At 36.3% G+C, this 18,250-nt stretch carries 15 protein-coding genes and 2 pseudogenes; 11 read left to right on the top strand and 6 right to left on the bottom strand.

The genetic code is table 11. From position 1 onward, the window contains the following. Nucleotides 1-3: 3 nt before the first annotated feature. From AAFX60_001790 to csrD, 5 genes are all read right to left on the bottom strand, one after another. Nucleotides 4-345, bottom strand: a complete 342-nt coding sequence (locus AAFX60_001790; protein ID XDF77968.1) for a type IV pilus, mannose-sensitive hemagglutinin D (MSHK) — start codon at nucleotides 343-345, stop codon at nucleotides 4-6. A gap of 1 nt (nucleotide 346) precedes the next feature. Then, on the bottom strand, nucleotides 347-985 hold the full coding sequence (gene pilO / locus AAFX60_001785) for a type 4a pilus biogenesis protein PilO (GenBank protein ID XDF77967.1): 639 nt from the start codon (nucleotides 983-985) through the stop codon (nucleotides 347-349). Beyond that, nucleotides 978-1,496, bottom strand: coding sequence for a hypothetical protein (locus tag AAFX60_001780; protein XDF77966.1), 519 nt, complete (start codon nucleotides 1,494-1,496; stop codon nucleotides 978-980). The genes pilO and AAFX60_001780 overlap by 8 nt, the downstream gene beginning before the upstream one ends. Then, entirely contained in the window at nucleotides 1,487-2,440 is a 954-nt protein-coding gene (locus AAFX60_001775; GenBank protein ID XDF77965.1) for a hypothetical protein, read from the bottom strand. The genes AAFX60_001780 and AAFX60_001775 overlap by 10 nt, the downstream gene beginning before the upstream one ends. A gap of 119 nt (nucleotides 2,441-2,559) precedes the next feature. Beyond that, the gene (gene csrD / locus AAFX60_001770; protein ID XDF77964.1) at nucleotides 2,560-4,539 is read right to left on the bottom strand and encodes an RNase E specificity factor CsrD; all 1,980 of its coding nucleotides are present in this window, start codon (nucleotides 4,537-4,539) and stop codon (nucleotides 2,560-2,562) included. A 206-nt stretch (nucleotides 4,540-4,745) separates the two neighbouring features. Between csrD and AAFX60_001765 the strand changes: the two genes are divergently transcribed. Continuing rightward, on the top strand, nucleotides 4,746-5,435 hold the full coding sequence (locus AAFX60_001765; GenBank protein ID XDF77963.1) for a hypothetical protein: 690 nt from the start codon (nucleotides 4,746-4,748) through the stop codon (nucleotides 5,433-5,435). 84 nt (nucleotides 5,436-5,519) lie between these two features. Here the strand turns inward: AAFX60_001765 and AAFX60_001760 are convergent, their stop codons facing one another. Continuing rightward, the gene (locus AAFX60_001760; GenBank protein XDF77962.1) at nucleotides 5,520-6,053 is read right to left on the bottom strand and encodes a single-stranded DNA-binding protein; all 534 of its coding nucleotides are present in this window, start codon (nucleotides 6,051-6,053) and stop codon (nucleotides 5,520-5,522) included. Between the two features lie 312 nt (nucleotides 6,054-6,365). On the opposite strand from AAFX60_001760, the gene AAFX60_001755 reads away from it, so the two are divergent. The 10 genes and pseudogenes from AAFX60_001755 to AAFX60_001710 all read left to right on the top strand — a co-directional run bounded on the left by AAFX60_001755 (nucleotide 6,366) and on the right by AAFX60_001710 (nucleotide 18,006). Then, nucleotides 6,366-7,778: an undecaprenyl-phosphate glucose phosphotransferase gene (locus tag AAFX60_001755; protein XDF77961.1), complete on the top strand. Its 1,413-nt coding sequence runs from the start codon at nucleotides 6,366-6,368 to the stop codon at nucleotides 7,776-7,778. Further along, nucleotides 7,762-9,078: an outer membrane beta-barrel protein gene (locus tag AAFX60_001750; GenBank protein ID XDF77960.1), complete on the top strand. Its 1,317-nt coding sequence runs from the start codon at nucleotides 7,762-7,764 to the stop codon at nucleotides 9,076-9,078. Before AAFX60_001755 ends, AAFX60_001750 begins: the two co-directional genes overlap by 17 nt. Beyond that, nucleotides 9,079-9,666, top strand: coding sequence for a polysaccharide biosynthesis/export family protein (locus AAFX60_001745; protein XDF77959.1), 588 nt, complete (start codon nucleotides 9,079-9,081; stop codon nucleotides 9,664-9,666). 3 nt (nucleotides 9,667-9,669) lie between these two features. Continuing rightward, nucleotides 9,670-11,850 (top strand): polysaccharide biosynthesis tyrosine autokinase, encoded by a 2,181-nt coding sequence (locus tag AAFX60_001740; GenBank protein XDF77958.1) that lies wholly within the window; start codon nucleotides 9,670-9,672, stop codon nucleotides 11,848-11,850. Nucleotides 11,851-11,854: 4 nt separating this feature from the next. Next, entirely contained in the window at nucleotides 11,855-13,060 is a 1,206-nt protein-coding gene (locus AAFX60_001735) for a capsular biosynthesis protein (protein ID XDF77957.1), read from the top strand. 2 nt (nucleotides 13,061-13,062) lie between these two features. Then, nucleotides 13,063-14,440 (top strand): annotated as a pseudogene (locus AAFX60_001730) (capsular biosynthesis protein). Continuing rightward, nucleotides 14,433-15,431 (top strand): glycosyltransferase, encoded by a 999-nt coding sequence (locus AAFX60_001725; GenBank protein ID XDF77956.1) that lies wholly within the window; start codon nucleotides 14,433-14,435, stop codon nucleotides 15,429-15,431. Before AAFX60_001730 ends, AAFX60_001725 begins: the two are co-directional and overlap by 8 nt. Further along, nucleotides 15,428-16,633, top strand: coding sequence for a glycosyltransferase family 4 protein (locus tag AAFX60_001720; protein ID XDF77955.1), 1,206 nt, complete (start codon nucleotides 15,428-15,430; stop codon nucleotides 16,631-16,633). The genes AAFX60_001725 and AAFX60_001720 overlap by 4 nt, the downstream gene beginning before the upstream one ends. Before the next feature lie 15 nt (nucleotides 16,634-16,648). Beyond that, nucleotides 16,649-17,768 (top strand): annotated as a pseudogene (locus AAFX60_001715) (glycosyltransferase family 4 protein). Beyond that, nucleotides 17,755-18,006, top strand: coding sequence for a hypothetical protein (locus AAFX60_001710; GenBank protein ID XDF77954.1), 252 nt, complete (start codon nucleotides 17,755-17,757; stop codon nucleotides 18,004-18,006). The pseudogene AAFX60_001715 and the gene AAFX60_001710 overlap by 14 nt, the downstream one beginning before the upstream one ends. Nucleotides 18,007-18,250: the final 244 nt, after the last annotated feature.

Raw genomic sequence — 18,250 nt, 5'->3', positions numbered from 1 at the left:
ACCTTAATTTTTAATATTTTGTGGAAATAGAGAAAGTTGCCATTGCTTACCCGCACGACCAATCGAAACGCTTTCTTCACCAATGGTTAATAATGTATAACCTGAGACTTTATCGCCTCTTTTCATTGATTTATCATCTAATACGGCATAACAATCAGACTTTGCATTGCAATTTATTGCTTGCAAAGAAGGGAAATATTGACGTTTTTTTATTACCTTTTTTTGAGCTGGAGCAGGAGTACTCCAACTTAATGGTTCTGTTGGATCATGCCCCAATACCGCTTCAGATGCAGATACAGAAAGTGGTAAAGACATAAGAATAAAAACTAAAAAGCGATTTTTCATATTAACCACCAATAAACCCACGACTTGAACCAAGGGTGTAAACTTCAATTGTGACTTCTGCAATAGGGTATTTTTTCACTTCATAATGAAAGTTTCGCCAATAATATTTTACAGGAAGCGCCTCTAAGTGAGAGAGGTACTCTTCAATATCAAAATATTCGCCAGACAACACAATCTTCACCGGGTGAATGTAATAACCAGCATTATTATTTTCATCAAGTAAACGTTCAGATGGCAATGTGGTCATAGACTGTAACTTTAACTTTGACGATTTCTTTAATACTTTTTCTAATAAAGAAGCCATTTGGCTTGGGGAAACCAATGACGCGACACGACTAAAAAGCAGATCAGCTAAATCCTGACTCTCGATCATTAATTGCTGATATTGTTTATTAATTTCAACATTAGGGTCTTTCTTTAAACGAAATTCAGCTAATTCTATCTGCTGTTTTAGAGATGAAATCGAATTAGTAATACGCACCACTTTTTGTTGGGATTGATGATATTGTTCAATTTTAGGTTCAATAAACAAACTTAATGAAATGAAGATTACCGCAACCCAGCCAACCAATGTAATGAGTACTTTTTCTCTTTGCGACAAAGCACCAAATTTCTCTTTTACTTGATTCCAATTACTCATGATTACCCTCTGATGCCTTAGTATTTAAAATAAATGACACCAGACCTTTATCGTCTGTTTTTATTTCAAGTTGATCAAAAGTACGTCCAACTAAATGCAATTCACTATCAAAGCTCTGAACCCAGCGAGGAATAACATCAGGCGTACGAGCATAACCAGCAAAGTTAACCTTATCGCCAGAAATATAGATTTTATTAAGCGAGATGTTTCCTTTACCTAATTGAGTCAAGCTACTCATCACTCCCGAGTAACCAACTTGCATTCCCTCGTCAAAATTATCAATCACCTTTAATGAAGCTTTTTTCGATTGAATATCATCATTTAATCGCTTAATCGCAGCTAACTTAGCTGCCGAAGGTTTGTGACTCTCTAATTTCTTATTTAACGTAGCTAATTCTTGTTTATAATTACTTTCTTTTAATGAATTTGCGTTTATCGTTGTCTCTAAATTGTAAATTTGCCATTGGTAATACCCAACAACAGCAATACTTAACGCTAACCCTACCCCCAACTGATCATCACATTTTGTAATGTAAAATAATCTGTTTTAGGTTTTAACGTTTCATGAAACAAATTGATACTTGGCGTATTAAATAAAGCTAACCACGCCAAAACTTCTCCAGAACGAAAAGCTCTTGGTTCATCAACAAGTAATGAAGCAACCTTTACGCCTAATCGATTTTGCAACTCAAGAGCAAGAAGGGCATCGTCTTCATCATCACAACGAAAAAACAAATTATTAATGCTTACGCCATGTAATTGAGAGCTTAAGTAGTCAAGTGAGCGCTGTAGCTCTAATGCCAAGCTGTCCATTTGAAAACTATTAGCTTGCTCCCCAGTTAATGGTGCAGTAATACCACGTAAAGAGCGGTTTAAATGTAAGTGACCATTATTAAACGCCAATAATTTAAAATCAGCAGACTGGCTATGATTTAATAACATAAAGCTACCGTCTTCAGGCTGAGAGTAAGCCCAAAGTAGTTCATCTGGCGTCACATTATTTATTTGAATCGATAGAGGACTTAATGAGTCAATCAATGTATGAAGCGTAGTAACTTGAGATATATAAACCTGAAGCTTGCCATTTATCGTTTCTATACCATCAGCAACAATATCAGCAATACGATCGGTAATAAGATCTTTCACTAAGAAAGGTAACGCTCCAGCCAACTCTTCTTTTGGTAAATTAGGATTATCTATTTGAAAAGATTGATACAGGTGAGAACCTAAAATAACACTGGCACTAGAATTGGTTACTCCAGCTTTCTCGCACGCTTCAACAATCACATCTTTCCATGATTGAGGTTGATTTATTGGCGTAAAATAATGCTCTTGAAGCTCATCAAATCCATCACTTTTCGCAATATAAACACCACCTTGTAAAATCACAATTGACGTGGTGGTTTTTACTGAACGAGATAGTTTCAGCTTTTTCAGTGCATCCATAATTTTCATTGATTGCTCGACTTTTCTTACTTTACTTACAACGTTCTCATAAAGAACACAAGTGACGCGCAATCATACAACATTCTATTCTTTTAGGATACGACCGTTATTAACAAAATAAGAGAATTTTATTTACCCCAACGGCTTCTTCGCTTAGGTATAGATACCTTTTCTTGGCGATGATGTAGAGCCGTTTCTGATTCAAAAAACCGCCCTTGCCCACCTTCAACGCCAAGATCTTTTAATAATCTAAATTCCTTTTCTTTTTCTATACCAACAGCAATTACTTGAGCTCCCGTGGTTTCACACGCTCCTAACAAGCTACGAACAAACAACTGATTCTCATATCTCTGATGAATGTCCTTCATTAAACTACGATGGAGTTTTACAAAATCAACATTCAAATCTTTAATATAATGAGTACTTACAATCGTTCTTCCCGCTTGCTCTACGACCAATTGACAACCAAAACTTTTTAACATTTTTGCGACGGGTCTTACAGCATCTAAATAGGTAACAACCTGACCTTCAATTAACTCAAAACTTAGTCGTTGAAGCTGTGCTCTTGGCGTTTGCAATAAACGATTTCTTAATTGACGGATAAATGCCGCATTAGTAATGCTCTTAACCTGTAAATGAACTGAGAACGAATGATGATTTAATTCAGGGTCACTTAATAAAGGGAACACTTGTTTTAAGACCGCACTATCAAGTTTGACTTGATACCCTACTTGTTTAATTGCAGGTAAGAAACGTGAAGCCTTAATTTGAACACCATTTTCATCTTTTATGCGTGAAAATAACTCTAAATGAAGAGGTACAAGTTCATTACCCTCAAATAAAAAAGTTGGCTGCTTATAAATAATTAATTTATCTTGCTGAAAAATAGCATCAAATAAGGTTCTCCATCGAACGCTACCCAAGCTCTCTGCTAATTGCTGCTGCTTTTTAAATAACGACCAAGTGTTATTGTTTTGAAGTAAGGCGCTACGATGAGCCATATCAAGCTCTTCCATCAAACGGCCACGTCGTTCGCCGCTTACAAACATACTCACCCCAATATGACACCAGTTATCACGGTCCAAGCTACGAGGTGGATTAATTTTTTCTATTAATTTTAGGCATTGAGCAGCTAGTGATTTCGCCTCTTTCAATGATTGTTGGGGAACCAATAAAGCAAAGTCTGATTGATAATAACGAGAAAGAACACTATCACTGTAACGTTGCATTATATTATTTAATTGCTTTCCTACCTCAACAATTAATTCATCACCAACAGCACTTCCTTGCTCTTCAACTAATTCTTCCCAGCCATTAATACGGAGTAATAATAGAACCCCTTGGCTTTGAGATTCCTGCAAAATAGACTCTAATTTACTATCAAATAACACTCTATTCGCTGAGCCAGTTAATTGATCTAAAAAAGTATGAGTTCGAATAAAGGTATCAAAACGGCTGCGTTCTTTTCTTGCATCTTTTAATTCCGCAATAATATTATCTAATGCTAAACTTGCTGTGGCTGGCCATTCTTCTTCGCTACCGATAGAGTAATCGTCAAGTTTCCCAGCCAATAGCATCCGACCTCTTTCTTCTAATAACTCAGAACCATGTAATTGTTTTCTCAGCCAAACAACACCCCATAAGAGTGAAACAACGATAACTGCAATGGCAGCAGTAATAGAAAATAGAGCTCCCAATGAATAAGTAAAAGCACTGTAAGGAGGTACTGACTTAAAGGAAATTTCATATCCTTTATTGATTTGTAGTGGAAGTGTTTTATGGTACAACAAACTATCATCAGGAATAATAGCTAAGCTTTGAAAAGAGTATACAGGCCCAGTAGAAGAAGACAGCTCCATGCTAACCACATTACTGGCTTTCAGCAGTTTTGGTAGCCACGTTTCCATGGATTTCGCTTTTTCAGGATTGACTAACTCTTCATCAACAACGGTAACAACCCCTGTTAAATAATGATCTAGATACTCTGTACCAATTTGCTTAACTGAGATAGTACCCCCAATAAATAATATAAATATTGCGGCAGAAACCATCAAAGTAACAAACGAAATTAAGCGGTTACTTAAACGTAAACTAGGCGTTTTTCTCATTAACCTCTTCTTCCTTGAAGAAAATAGATTGTGAATATATACACAAATTCATTGATAAATTTAGAACATTCTCTAAATACGTATTAGATATAATACAAATATTTTACTAATAACTCTATACAATACGCACCGTTGCTAACACTAAACTTTACATAAACCAGAGTAATTCTACTCAATTAATCAACCTACACATTTAAGGTATTAACGTGAATATTGAACTTAACTCGAAAAAGCTATTGATGTTTTTTATTTCAATTATCGTATTCCTTGTTATCGCAAATGGCTTTGCCATTATTTCTGAGCATTTTTTATCATACTCTCATATGGAAACTATTATTCGTCTCTTTAACGTCGATAAAGAAATGAACGTTCCAACCCTGTATTCATCTTGCGCTATGATTTTCGCGAGTGTGTTATTAGCACTAATAGCCTACGTGCACTTCAATAAAAATGAACAATACCTAGCTTGGGCAGGATTAAGTGCTATCTTTCTGTTTTTAGCTTTAGATGAAATGACTGAGTTGCATGAGATGTTAGTAGGACCAGTTCGTAATTCTCTAAATACAACAGGTATTCTTTATTTTGCATGGGTAATCCCTTATGCAGCACTACTTTTGGTTTTTGGTTTAACCTATTTCAAATTTTTATTTAGACTTCCTACCAATACTCGAAACCGATTAATTCTTGCTGGTATTATTTATGTTTCTGGAGCTCTAGTTATGGAGCTTATCGGCGGTAAAATTGCAGAACAACACGGTACCGATGCATTGATATATGCCATCAGCTACACTATCGAAGAAACACTTGAGATGCTAGGCATTGCAACATTAATCTACACAGCAACAACCTATATATCTGAGCAGTTTCCAACTCTTTCTGTTCAAATTAAAGATTAGAACACTAGATAACTAACAGATAGAAAAAAGCCTCGATATTATCGAGGCTTTTTTATTTTAAATCAGTTAACACACGTCCAATTATTAGAACGGGATGTCATCATCAAAATCCATTGGCGGCTCATTGTATTGAGGTTGAGCAGCTTGTGGAGCTTGTTGTTGAGGAGCCTGCTGTTGTTGAGGCGCAAAATTATTCTGCTGTGCCGGTTGTTGAGGCTGGCCCCAATTACCTTGCTGTTGTTGACCGCCAGCTGGAGCACCTTGTCCGCGACCACCAAGCATTTGCATTACACCGTTAAAGCCCTGAACAACTACTTCTGTTGTAAAACGGTCTTGACCATTCTGGTCTTGCCATTTACGTGTTTGTAATTGACCTTCAACGTAAACTTGAGAGCCTTTACGTAAGTACTCACCAGCAACTTCTGCTAATTTGCCAAACAGAGCAACACGGTGCCATTCTGTTTTTTCACGTTGCTCACCAGTTGCCTTGTCACGCCAAGTTTCAGACGTTGCAATTGTAATATTCGCTACCGCACCGCCACTTGGCATGTAACGGATTTCAGGATCTTGCCCTAAGTTACCAACAAGGATAACTTTATTAACACCACGGCTGGCCATAGTTTGCTCCAGATTATTAAGGGGGAAAACGGTTTTCACCCGGTTATATATACAGTAGTCATCAGTCTAACACGTTCGTTGTGAAATCTGATACCCCTAAACGGAGAAAGCATACTATAGTAATAAAAATTAGAGAGTAATTTCTCACAATTTAACGTTCAATTTATTAGAAAATTCATCAAGTTCGCAAAAGATGAGATTGCGCTCCCAACTATCAAAATATATGATGCCATTTTTTTGACGAAAAGCTAACTTTAAAAGTTTATTCATCATTTATAATGGTGATTACTCCCCCTAATGCCCAGGAGCGATATGAAACAACAAAATATAAAAATGATAAGTGATAGTTATCGTACCTTAACAAAGGCATTTGACTTTATAGCAATTAACTTATTGCTGACCTTTATCCTATCTGTTCACGGACTTGAGGAAACAGCAGTCGATCTCTCTGCTGGCCTTTTATTTTCTACTATTTTTTTACTGCTTAGTGAATACTCAGGTCTGTACACCATCAATACAAAAGTTGAGTTAAAGAAATATCTTTTAAGACTAACTTTCTCTTTACTCCTTACAGTATCAGTATTTTTTATATTAAAGCTTCGCCTTGCAAATTTAGAAGGCATGAAGATCAGCAACCTAAACTCTCATATATCCCTTCTTTGGTATATTTGTGTTTGGGGTGCTCTCTCTCTTTCTCGAACAATTTGCACCTTAAGCTACACCTTTATTGTCATACCGAGATTAAAGATAAATAAGATCGCGATTATTGGTTTAACCCCAGCAGGTCTTTCAATTGAGCAAGCGTTAATTTCAAAATATAAGAATCAAAAAGTTAGTATTGAATTTTATGATGACCGTTCAAGCAGTCGCTTTAGTTATGTAAATAAAAGTGGTTATGCCGGTAAAGTGTCAGAACTGATTGAAAAAGTAAAAAATGACGAAATTCAAAGTGTGTATATTGCACTGCCTATGGTGGCTAAAGATCGTATAAAAGACATCATTCACCAATTATCAAACTCGACGGTGAATGCTTACATTGTTCCAGATCTCTATACTTATAAGTTAAGTGTTTCGCAAATAAAGCGCATTGGAAATGTACATACATTTAGTATTTTCAGTTCACCATTCGAAGGGTTGGGAGCTGTCATTAAGCGCATTGAAGATATTGTTATCGGTTCATTGATCACATTATTAATTCTACCAGTTCTGTGTCTTGTCGCTTTAGGTGTGAAATTAAGCTCTCCAGGTCCTATTCTATTTAAACAGGACAGGTATGGCCTAGGTGGTAAAAAAATTAAAGTATGGAAGTTCCGTTCAATGAAAGTAATGGAAAATTCTGAAGTAGTTACTCAAGCAACTAAAAATGATCCTAGGGTTACTCGCTTTGGAAGTTTTATCCGCAGAACATCATTAGATGAACTCCCACAGTTTATTAATGTATTACAAGGAAGTATGTCTATTGTTGGCCCTCGACCTCATGCTGTTGCACATAATGAGGAGTACCGCGTGTTAGTCGACAATTACATGGTAAGACATAAAATTAAACCCGGTATTACTGGGCTAGCACAAATCAATGGCTACCGTGGAGAAACCGATACATTAGATAAGATGGAAAAGCGTGTAGAGTATGATATTAAATACTTACAAAACTGGTCTTTATCAATGGATCTTAAGATTATTTTCTTAACTGTTTTCAAAGGATTTGTGAGTGATACGGCCTACTAAAACGCCAATATCTTTCAACAAACTTATACTGCTTACTACTTCATTAGTAAGCAGTTCTTGTTATGCTTATTTAACACCAAAACCACATATCGGCCCGGCAGGCGTAGAATACCAAAGTAATGTAGCTGTAGATTATGGCTATGATGATAACGTAAATTATCAGTCAGACCATACACCACATGTACAATCTGATTTCTTTAATGTTAAGCCATTTGTGCAACTAAAAGGGGTTCATAATGCAGATGTCTATACCTTGCAATACACAGGCGACTATAGACAATACCAAGAAAATAATACATCCGATGATTACTATGACCACCACATTGCATTGATTGGTGCTTGGAAAAAAGGATTGAACAACGATTTACTTTTCACCATAGAAAATACGATTGGTCATGAAAACCGAGGCGAAGGATTAACTGATGGTTTATCAGCTGAACAGTTTCAAAAATATGGTATTACTGATGTTTTAGAAACAAACATGTTTCATACTGAATTACGCTACAGTATTGATAAGCAAGATAGTATTGGAAAGTTAAGCTTTGCAGTTCAGTACAAAGACTTTACTTATGATGACAGAACTTCCAATTTTACATCTGGAAGTATCTATAACTTTAACCAATACATCGAAGATCAAGAGTGGGATCAAACAACATTCACTATTGAACTATTTGATCAAGCATCCAGTCGAACTCGGTTTCGTTATTCTATCGTTAGTAACTTAAGGCACTACAAAATTAATAACCTTAAAGACACTAATGAAACGTTTTTTATCGCTGGCATTAAAACGATCAGAACAGGAAAAACAACAATAGATGCCAATATTGCTTGGCTTTATAAAGATTTCCCCAACAACCCTGACTCAGAGAATTTTGGGGGATTAAACTGGGATATAGACATCAAATGGAGCCCAGTAAGACACTCTAGCTTTCACTTTTACACAGATCAATCAGTAGAGGATCCAACAGAAGTTGGTGGTTATGTTCTAAATACTGAATATGGAACTAACTGGGAACATTTTTGGTGGTCGAGTAGACTTTCCACCACATTGGGTTACCGCTATAAAACCAGCGCAGATAAAGATAAAAGCTCAGATAAAGTTGAAACAAAAACAGAAGCTATAGCTAAAATTACCTATAAATTTAGACCTTCGATTCAATTTGAACTGAGCTACCAACAACTTGTGAATGAGTCCAATAAGGAATTCGATGATTTCACCATTAATTCAGTCGAAACGGTTACTCAAACGTTAGGCTATGATAAATCACTTATTATGTTTACAACTAAGGTGCAAATTTAGATGAAACCCTTATTTATTTCTTTTTGCCTATTTCTATCTTTTGTTTCTAATGCATTTGCATCTGAAGCTCAAGACACGCCTTCTGATACACAAGAAAAAGCAAAAACTGAACAATCCCAACAGAAAGAAGATCTTGGTTATATTTTAGGTGCCGGAGACACTATTCAAATCTCAGTTTTCAAAGAGCCAGAAATGACCACACGCCTAAAAATACACCGTGGAGGCTATGTTAATTTCCCTTACCTTGGTGAAATTAAATTATCTGGTAGAACCCCGACGCAAATTGAAGAAGATATCGAAGCAAGATTAGCTGACGGCTATATTCTACAACCAATGGTAACCGTCAGCATTGAAGCATTTCGTAAGTTCTTTATCAGTGGTGAAGTGGCAAACCCAAATGGGTACGAATTTCAGCCTGGTTTAACTGTTGAGCAAGCTATTGCTATGGCTGGTGGCTTCACAGACAGATCAGATCGAGATTCTATAAACGTACGCTCAGCAGCAACAAATGAGTTAATCGAAGATGTGGCTCCAACCTATCCTGTAGGTCCGGGCGATGTAGTTATCATTGAACAGAGTTTTTTCTAAATTATGGCACTATCAATTATTGAAAATGGCAAAAAGCTAGAAAGTACAATCGATTTTTCGAACTTTTTAAAAGAGTTTAAAAAATATCGTCTGCGCGTGCTACTCGTTGTTTTAGCTATAACATTGGCTGCGTTTCCGCTAATTAACGGAATGACACCTCAATATACAGCAACGGCAACTATCGTTTTAAAAGCCAAAACAGATAACTCCACTCCAATTGACCAAGTGGAAGATTTTGATGCAACGCAAGCTGAATATTACCCAACTCAAGCCGAGTTACTTCAATCAAAAACCGTTATTGAAGCAGCAGCTAAAAAATTAGATCTTATTAATAGCCCGATCTTCGAAGCCGAGGATAAAGACGAAAATATCCCTCAATCCGAAGAAGAGCACCTCTATTCAATAGTAAAAGCAATAAAGAAAAAGCTCTCTATCTCTCCAGTACGTTTTAGCCAATTAGTTCATGTTTCTTATGAATCTAAAGACTCCGATATGTCAGCATTAGTTGCTAATGCTGTCGTTGAAAGCTATATCGAGCAGCAAGAACAAAGAAAAATAGAAAAAACTCAACAAGCTCAACAGTGGAATAACACTCGTATGAGCGAACTAAAAGAGAAAATTAAACAACAAAAAGCCGATATTGATAAATTCTTGTCAGATAATGGGTTACTTACCTATCAAGGTGTCGATGGCTTTGAAACAGAACAACTAGCGTTAGTTAACGATCGACTTGCAACCGCAAAAGAAAAACGGATCACAGCCAAAGCTAATTACAACACAATAAGCGAAGCTCTCGGTTACCCCCTAGAAGACGTAGCTACTTTACCAAGTATTTCTAACCACGCTCAATTACAAGATCTTCGAATTGCGTTAATTCAAGCAAAACGCACCTTATTCGATCTTCAAAAAATGTATGGTCCTAAAAACCGTCAAATATTAGAAGCTAACGCTCAAATAAAAGCGATTGAACTCCAAACAACCGCTCTTTTAAAAGAACTTAAAACAGGGTTATACAAAGAATACCAAGCTGCGATTGAGAGAGAGAACAAATACAGAGCTTTACTTGCTGAGCAGAAAAAAGACTTCACTGCATTAGCAGCAAAAAAAGATACTTATAATACAATGAAAGCAGATCTTGATAAGACTCAAGAACTGTATGAAAAAATATTTTTACGCAGCAAAGAACAAGAACTAACCGTTTTATATCGTGAACCGGTTGCTCGTTTACTTGATGCTGCTACACCACCTCACAAACCAAGTAAACCTAATAAAGCACTATTGCTAATTATGGTTTGTGCTATGACGATCATTTTTAGTCTTCTATTTATCATCATAAAATCAGCATTAAACAAATCAATCAATAACTTAACCCAAGTTAATACTCGCTTAGGCTTACAAGGTATAGGGGAGTTAATCAGTCTAGATTATATTGATGAGTTGGCTTTATTTACTAAAAACTTCTTTAAAAATAGTTATTCAGCAGAAACTGTTCATGCTATTCGTACAACCATTCTTTTAGATGATAAGCCTTGGCCTATCATTGGTTTAACATCGACTGAATCGACTGAAAGCAATGAACTAAATAGCTATCTACTTGCATATTCATTCTCACAAGACCGCTCAACCTTACTTATTGATTTAGATTATAGAAAGGAAATTTCGTTAACTGAAGCAATCCTAATGCAGAAAAAAAACGAGATTGATGCTAAAAAAGCAGAGAATAGTGATGATTTCGAAACAGTCCCAACATCCACAGTAATGGGTGTAGCAGAGGCATTAGAACAAAAACACCCAATCAACGATTGTCTAATAAAAATTGAAAATAACTTAACATTTTTACCTCGTGGCACATTAACAGAAACACCATTAATCACCTTAGCTTCAGAAGAGCTAGGTAGCCAACTAAAAGAGTTAAGCAAACAATTTGAACAAGTTATCGTTAATTTACCAGCAATGACAGAAAGCAAAGATGCTCAACTAATCGCTCGTCATCTATCCGGTGTCATTTACACTGTGCAAGCAGGTGAACTAAGTGCTAATCATATCCTTACTAACATTGAAAAAGTTAAACAAGTTCAAACACCAATTATGGGTGTAATACTTACTGATGTTCAAAACGACGAATTAGAAACAGAAGAAGCCAAGCAGCAATTAATCCACCAAAATGATGACATTTTAGGTTAATAATATGAGCTTGCTAAAAAGTATTACTACGATAGCAGGAGCATCAGTGATTTCTCAGATCATTGGTGCTGTTTCAATTTGGCTAATATCTCATAAATACAATATGTCACAAGTCGGCATTTACGCGCTTGTGTACAGTATTGTTTTAATTGGGGCACAAATTTGTACTTTTGCATCCCAGTTATTGTTACCAAAGCAAAATGACCATACTTTATCGCAAAATATCGTATTCTCATTACTTCAGAGCATGCTTATTGCTCTTCCTTACAGCTACATCATGACGCTATTTTTTGAGCAAAATGGATACATACTCTATGTTCTAACGCTTTGTCATGCTTGGATTCTTGTATCTGAAAACTTATTGCTACGCGTAGAAAATATCCGTTTATTAGCCTTCCAACGAATCTCTGTTTCATTATTGGTTATCGGCGCTATATTCCTTACTCCTAATATCGAGTCATTCTATTTTTGTTGGGCTGCCGGATTATTATTCCTTATCTGTGCATGGCTGACCTATTCAGTCTCATTTACTCAAATTTCAATATCTCACTTTTCGCTTTCAAATAATTTAGCATTTATTAAAGAAAACCGAAGTCATTTATCAGGGATAGGGAGTGCTGAAGTACTTGCTATGGCTAACAATAATCTACCTACACTATTAATTAACTTTTGGTTTTCTCCATTAACCGCTGGCTATTTTGCTGTTGTTAATCGCTTTTGTTTGGCTCCAGTGACTATTGTTGGTAATGCTGTTAGAAACTCTATTTTTTCAAAGTGGTCCATTGATTTTCGAAATAACACTTTCAATTTCCAAGAGTTTAAAAAAGTTCGCTTAATGTTATTGGTATTAGGTTTAATCGCGACCGCTGGTGTATTAATTTTTTATCCTTTAATCATGCAATTAGGCTTTAATGATGAATGGCTAAGCTCGGTACCAACCTCTCGATATATGCTTCCTTATTTATTACCGGCACTGGCAGTGTGTCCTCTAACAGTAATTGAATTGGTATTTGGTTCACCAAAATATTTCCTTCGCATTCAAATTGAGCAATTACTAGTAATCGTGCTCGCTTTTGTTGTATTTCCTTACTTCCACAAAGATTACGCTTATTCTGTTTTATTATTTGCGGTTTTATCCTTTATTCGTTACGCCTTTATTTATTTAAAAGTAAACAAAAGAGCACACCTTTTAGCTAAGGAAGATGCTTAATAATGAAAATGAATACGGGCTTATATCTTCAAATCTACGCCATATTTACTCTTGTTTTTTGCGGTTCGACACAATATTTCACAGGTGTTTCTGCAGTTTTATGGTTACCGTTTTTGCTCGCTTTCGCCATGACGGGGTTATTATTACTACAAGTTCGTTATTCTCCCCTGAATTTAGACCATAAAGAAATGATCATATTGATACTCTTTCTTGGTTTTTTTGGCATTGCATTAGTTAGTACTTACTTACAAAACGGAGTTACGATAACAATCGTTGGTCTAAAGAATGAACTTGCACTCTCATTAATACTGTTTTGTTTATTACTTCGATTTTGTCGCGAATCACAAATCTATCGAGTCACGAAAACACTCTATTGGATTTTCTATGCTCAATTTCCCGTCGTCTTATATCAAGTGTTTGTTATTTTACCCCAACGGGTTGCATCTGAAGGTGAGTTTGAAAAGTGGGATTCCGTCGTAGGAACCTTTGGCGGCGACCCTATGGGGGAGGAAATACCGCTGCAATGGGATTATTCTGCTTATTGATAATGCTATTAAAACTTTCAGAATATAAACATGGTTTAACAACAATAAAATCAACAATTTTACATATTGGTGCCGCGTTCACTCTCTGTATTTTAGGTGAGATTAAATTTGTTATTTTACTATCCCCTATACTACTGGCTTATGTATGGCTCGCTCCAAGTTATATTAAGGGCATGAAAAGTTATGATATTAAAATTATCTTAGCTATTGTGAGCGGCATGCTACTACTTATGAGTATTGCTATCTTATTGCTTTCTCTTTCTTACTCATCCGCTTTTGGTAGCGATCCAACCAAAGGACCGTTAGATATATTTATTGATTCATTAGAATATATTTTTGATCCCAACTACATAATGCCATCAGGTGAGCTAGGTCGAATGACCACTATCTTCTTTTGGTTAGAGCATAACGATTTATTCGGTTTACCAAGTACGCTATTTGGTTATGGGTTAAATACCACCAACCACGGTAGTGCTGTAGCTCCCGGTTTTTTAAATGTGGTTTTTAATGTCATTCTCGATTCAACAGCTCTCAGTGTTCTTTTGTGGGAATTAGGCATCATAGGTACGCTTTTTTTCATTTCAATGACAATTTATATCCTTAAGGTCTGTAAACCTACCCCTTATTTAATCGCAAGGATGTAGCCAAAGAAGACATCAGGTTAATGAGCTATCCACCAGCATTTAATGCATTTGCCATTGGGTGTTTATTAAGCCTTCCATATAGTCAAATATTGATGCTTGTTCCCATGCTTCAATTTCTTTTTTACTTATCATTAGGCTCAAACCTAGTGATCCGAAAATCACTGATCACGGCGGCAGAAAACCATGACTAAACTTCCATTTATCTCAGTCATTATCAAGACTTATAATGAAGAAGCAGGCATAGAGAAAACTATCTCCAGCATCAAAAAAAATATGGGGGTATTCCCTCATAAAATTATTGTTGCTGATAGTTTGTCTACCGACAACACTCAAGATATCGCTACAAAAATGAACGTAACGGTTGTTTCTCTTACTGAGCCAGAGGATCGTTGCTGCGGTGTCGGGCATCAGCTTGGTTACCTTTATAGTGAAGGCGATTTCCTGCTACTTCTTGATGGTGATATGGAATTGGAATCAGGATTTATTGAACGAGGTGTATCCTTCTTACTTGAAAACACTCAATATGCAGGTGTTGCGGGCTCTGTCGAAATGGATGATGTTGATAGTTATGAGTTTAAATCTCGCAAACAGCGCCTTCATCAAATTTATCCTATTGGTGATTGCTCACATTTAGGTGGCGGAGGCCTTTATCGAAAAGCGGCCATTGATGAAATTGGCTATTTAACCAATCGTAACCTTCATGCTTACGAAGAATCAGAACTAGGAATGCGTTTAACTCACGCAGGGTATAAATTGCATCGTCTTGATGTTCCTTATTTTTTCCATACATCCTACACCATGTCGTCATTAGCATTAATGAAACATCGTTGGAAAGGCGGCTACCTTTTTGCTCCTGGAGAATTAGTGAAAGGCGCTTTTGGTACGCCCTTATTTTCACACGCCCTAAAAACCATTAAGAATGAAGCTATCTTTGCAGTCTATTTATTCATTTTATTTGCTTCATTACTTTCATTTAATCCAATGTTAATTGGAGCGACTTCCTTACCTTTATTCGCTTTCATCGGATTAAAAACAATAAAAAATCGTTCTATTAGAGATGCTCTTCAAAGCGTGTTAAATCTTTCAGTCTTTGCGGCAGGCTTAATTAAAGGGCTATTTATTCCTTTAAAAGATCCAAAAACACCACCACCACATACCGTTATTAACGAGGGTAAAAAATGAAAATTCTATTAGTTAATAAATTCTTTTTTATGAAAGGTGGCGCAGAAACGGTTTACTTCCAAGAGCGAGATATGCTCCTTTCTGAAGGAGTAAAGATTGTTGAGTTCTCGATGCAGCATGAGAAAAATATTGAATCTGAATACTCTGAGTTTTTTGTTCAAAATGTCGATTATTATCAGAAGCAAACCATAAAAGACAAACTAGCTACAGCCATTAATTTTATTCATAACCGACAAGCATGTGAAAAGTTGCAAGCTCTATTAGAGCAAGAAAAGCCCGACTTGGTGCATTTTCATAATATCTATCATCAGCTCACACCATCAATTATTAAAGTAGCTAAGCAGTTTGGCTGTAAAACAGTACTTACTGCCCACGATACTAAAATAGCTTGTCCAAGCTACACAATGTACCGCAATGGCCATACATGTGAAGCGTGTGTTCATGGCTCAGTTTGGAATGCGACTAAGTATCGCTGCCAAGAAGGCTCTCTAAGTAAAAGCCTTTTATTGTCTTTAGAAGCGATATATCAAAAAATCAGCAAAAATTATCAATATTTAGATGCTATCGTTTCTCCAAGTCGCTTTTTAGGACGATTCATTCAACAAAAACTGCCACATAACCGCATTGAAGTCATCGTTAATGGCATTGATGAAAACGTTTCTTTAGAGGGAATAAAAGATAATGGTTACTACCTTTATCTTGGGCGTTTAAGTCAAGAGAAAGGTGTTCCTACGCTAGCAGAAGCTCATCAATTGATGACAGAGAAAGCAGGCTTAAAAATCGTTGGAGATGGCCCTGAATTTAATCAATTAAAAGAGAATTACCCCACAGCAGAGCTACTTGGTTTCAAAAGTGGTAAAGAGCTTTTAACGCTAATTAAAGAAGCTAAAGCCGTGATTGTCCCATCAGAGTGTTATGAAAACTGCTCGATGTCAGTGATAGAAGCCATGTCTTATGGGAAACCGGTTATAGGTTCAAAAATTGGTGGAATACCAGAACAAATTAGAGATGGGATTGACGGCTATTTATTTGAGGCTGGTAATGCTCAAGCGCTTGCTGATAAATTGGATCTACTGGTGAAGGAACCTGTAAAAACCATTGATATGGGAAAAAATGCAAGAGAGCGTTTTTTAAGTAAGTACACGCTAACTAAACATAAAAACGATTTACTAAATCTATATCAAGAACTATTGAAAGGATAATAACATGACAGAAAAATCACCGTCATTGGCACTAGAGGCATCCCTAATGTATTAGGTGGCGTAGAAACTCATTGCCAACACCTTTATCCTGAAATTCATCGTCAATTTGATAATGATATCTGCGTAATAGCACGCTCACCTTATGTGGACTATAAAATATCCTCATATCAAGGGGTTCAAACCAAAGCCGTTTGGGCTCCTAAGAAAAAATCCCTTGAAGCGATAATTCACTCAACACTCGCATCGTTAACCACATTATTTGACAGTTCTAAAGTTGTGCACGTACACGCAATAGGACCTGGGTTAGTTGTTCCTTTATTACGCTTATTAGGAAAAAAAGTCGTTTTCACCCACCATGGTCCTGATTATGACCGTCAAAAATGGGAGGGTTTGCCAAACGCATTCTTCAGCTAGGTGAAAAGTTAGCGGCTACTTACGCAAATGAAGTTATTGTTATTTCAGAAGTAATCAATGACATCATTAAAGAAAAATACAATCGATACGATGCTCACCTTATTTATAATGGTGTAAAACTACCTACACAATTGCCACAAGAAAAAATAGACTCAACTCTATCTAAATTTGCACTCACTGCAGGAAATTACTTTGTTGCGGTAGGTCGTTTTGTAGAAGAGAAAGGGTTTCATGACCTCATTGACGCTTATCAACAAGCGAACCTTAATATTCCATTGGTTATTATGGGAGATACCGATCACCCTACGCCTTATAGTGAAAAACTCAAACAACAGGCAAAAAATGTTGACGGAGTTATTCTTACTGGCTTTTAAAAGGTGAAGAACTGCAAGCCATTTTCTCTCAAGCAAAAACGTTTGTAATGCCGTCATATCATGAAGGCTTGCCTATCGCTCTACTTGAAGCTATGTCGTATTCTTTACCTGCAATTGTAAGTAATATTCCGGCTAACTTAGAGGTAAAACTAACTCCAGATACGTATTTTTCTGTTGGTAATACCGAAGAATTAACACTACAACTCGCTCAGCATGCTAAAAATGAATATAGCAACGTCAATTATGCATCCTATCTTGAATATTACGACTGGGAAAAAATAGCGACTCAAACCATGGCTGTTTACCAAAGAGCATTAACTAAGAAGGTATTAAGTGAGCAATCATAGACAACAAAAGTTACTTGAGCATTTCTATTCTTCTTTAGATGAAAATGTCATTGATGAGCTCTCTGAAGAACAAAAAGAATCCATTGAACGCGCGATCATTGCGACGGGGTTAGGTTCAAATAATCGTGTTGATATTAGAAAAAGTATTTCTGTTTTTAATAAGCGCTATTTTTTTGTTTTCCTTCTAGGGCGAGATTATCGACAACAGTTACGTAAAGAGTCCCTTTTGCATTATTAATGCTTACCTTTCTTATATCTATCGGCATTTTTGTATATTAGGACTGGCCATTTTTGCTTTGTATCTAATCAAATCGGCCTTAGGTATTGATATTTTCCATAACTTTTCTTTTGGTGTTTGGGATTGGTTTAAAGAGTTAATGCAGCATTAGTTTTACATGTGGTTTTCATGCTTATTAAAGAGAAAATCACATTAATAATGATACGGAGCTCTATTTTTGATGAAAGCACTTCATTTCATGCAC

Source organism: Aliivibrio fischeri, from assembly GCA_038993745.2.
Classification (GTDB): Bacteria; Pseudomonadota; Gammaproteobacteria; order Enterobacterales; family Vibrionaceae; genus Aliivibrio; species Aliivibrio fischeri_B.
This window is presented reverse-complemented; position numbering and strand designations above follow the sequence as displayed.

What these genes read in the sequence shown, in the direction of transcription:
- AAFX60_001790 (XDF77968.1), bottom strand. Translation starts at nt 345, where the DNA reads ATGAAAAATCGCTTTTTAGTTTTTATTCTTATGTCTTTACCACTTTCT.
- pilO (XDF77967.1), bottom strand. Translation starts at nt 985, where the DNA reads ATGAGTAATTGGAATCAAGTAAAAGAGAAATTTGGTGCTTTGTCGCAA.
- AAFX60_001775 (XDF77965.1), bottom strand. Translation starts at nt 2,440, where the DNA reads ATGAAAATTATGGATGCACTGAAAAAGCTGAAACTATCTCGTTCAGTA.
- csrD (XDF77964.1), bottom strand. Translation starts at nt 4,539, where the DNA reads ATGAGAAAAACGCCTAGTTTACGTTTAAGTAACCGCTTAATTTCGTTT.
- AAFX60_001760 (XDF77962.1), bottom strand. Translation starts at nt 6,053, where the DNA reads ATGGCCAGCCGTGGTGTTAATAAAGTTATCCTTGTTGGTAACTTAGGG.
- AAFX60_001755 (XDF77961.1), top strand. Translation starts at nt 6,366, where the DNA reads ATGAAACAACAAAATATAAAAATGATAAGTGATAGTTATCGTACCTTA.
- AAFX60_001745 (XDF77959.1), top strand. Translation starts at nt 9,079, where the DNA reads ATGAAACCCTTATTTATTTCTTTTTGCCTATTTCTATCTTTTGTTTCT.
- AAFX60_001740 (XDF77958.1), top strand. Translation starts at nt 9,670, where the DNA reads ATGGCACTATCAATTATTGAAAATGGCAAAAAGCTAGAAAGTACAATC.
- AAFX60_001735 (XDF77957.1), top strand. Translation starts at nt 11,855, where the DNA reads ATGAGCTTGCTAAAAAGTATTACTACGATAGCAGGAGCATCAGTGATT.
- AAFX60_001725 (XDF77956.1), top strand. Translation starts at nt 14,433, where the DNA reads ATGACTAAACTTCCATTTATCTCAGTCATTATCAAGACTTATAATGAA.
- AAFX60_001720 (XDF77955.1), top strand. Translation starts at nt 15,428, where the DNA reads ATGAAAATTCTATTAGTTAATAAATTCTTTTTTATGAAAGGTGGCGCA.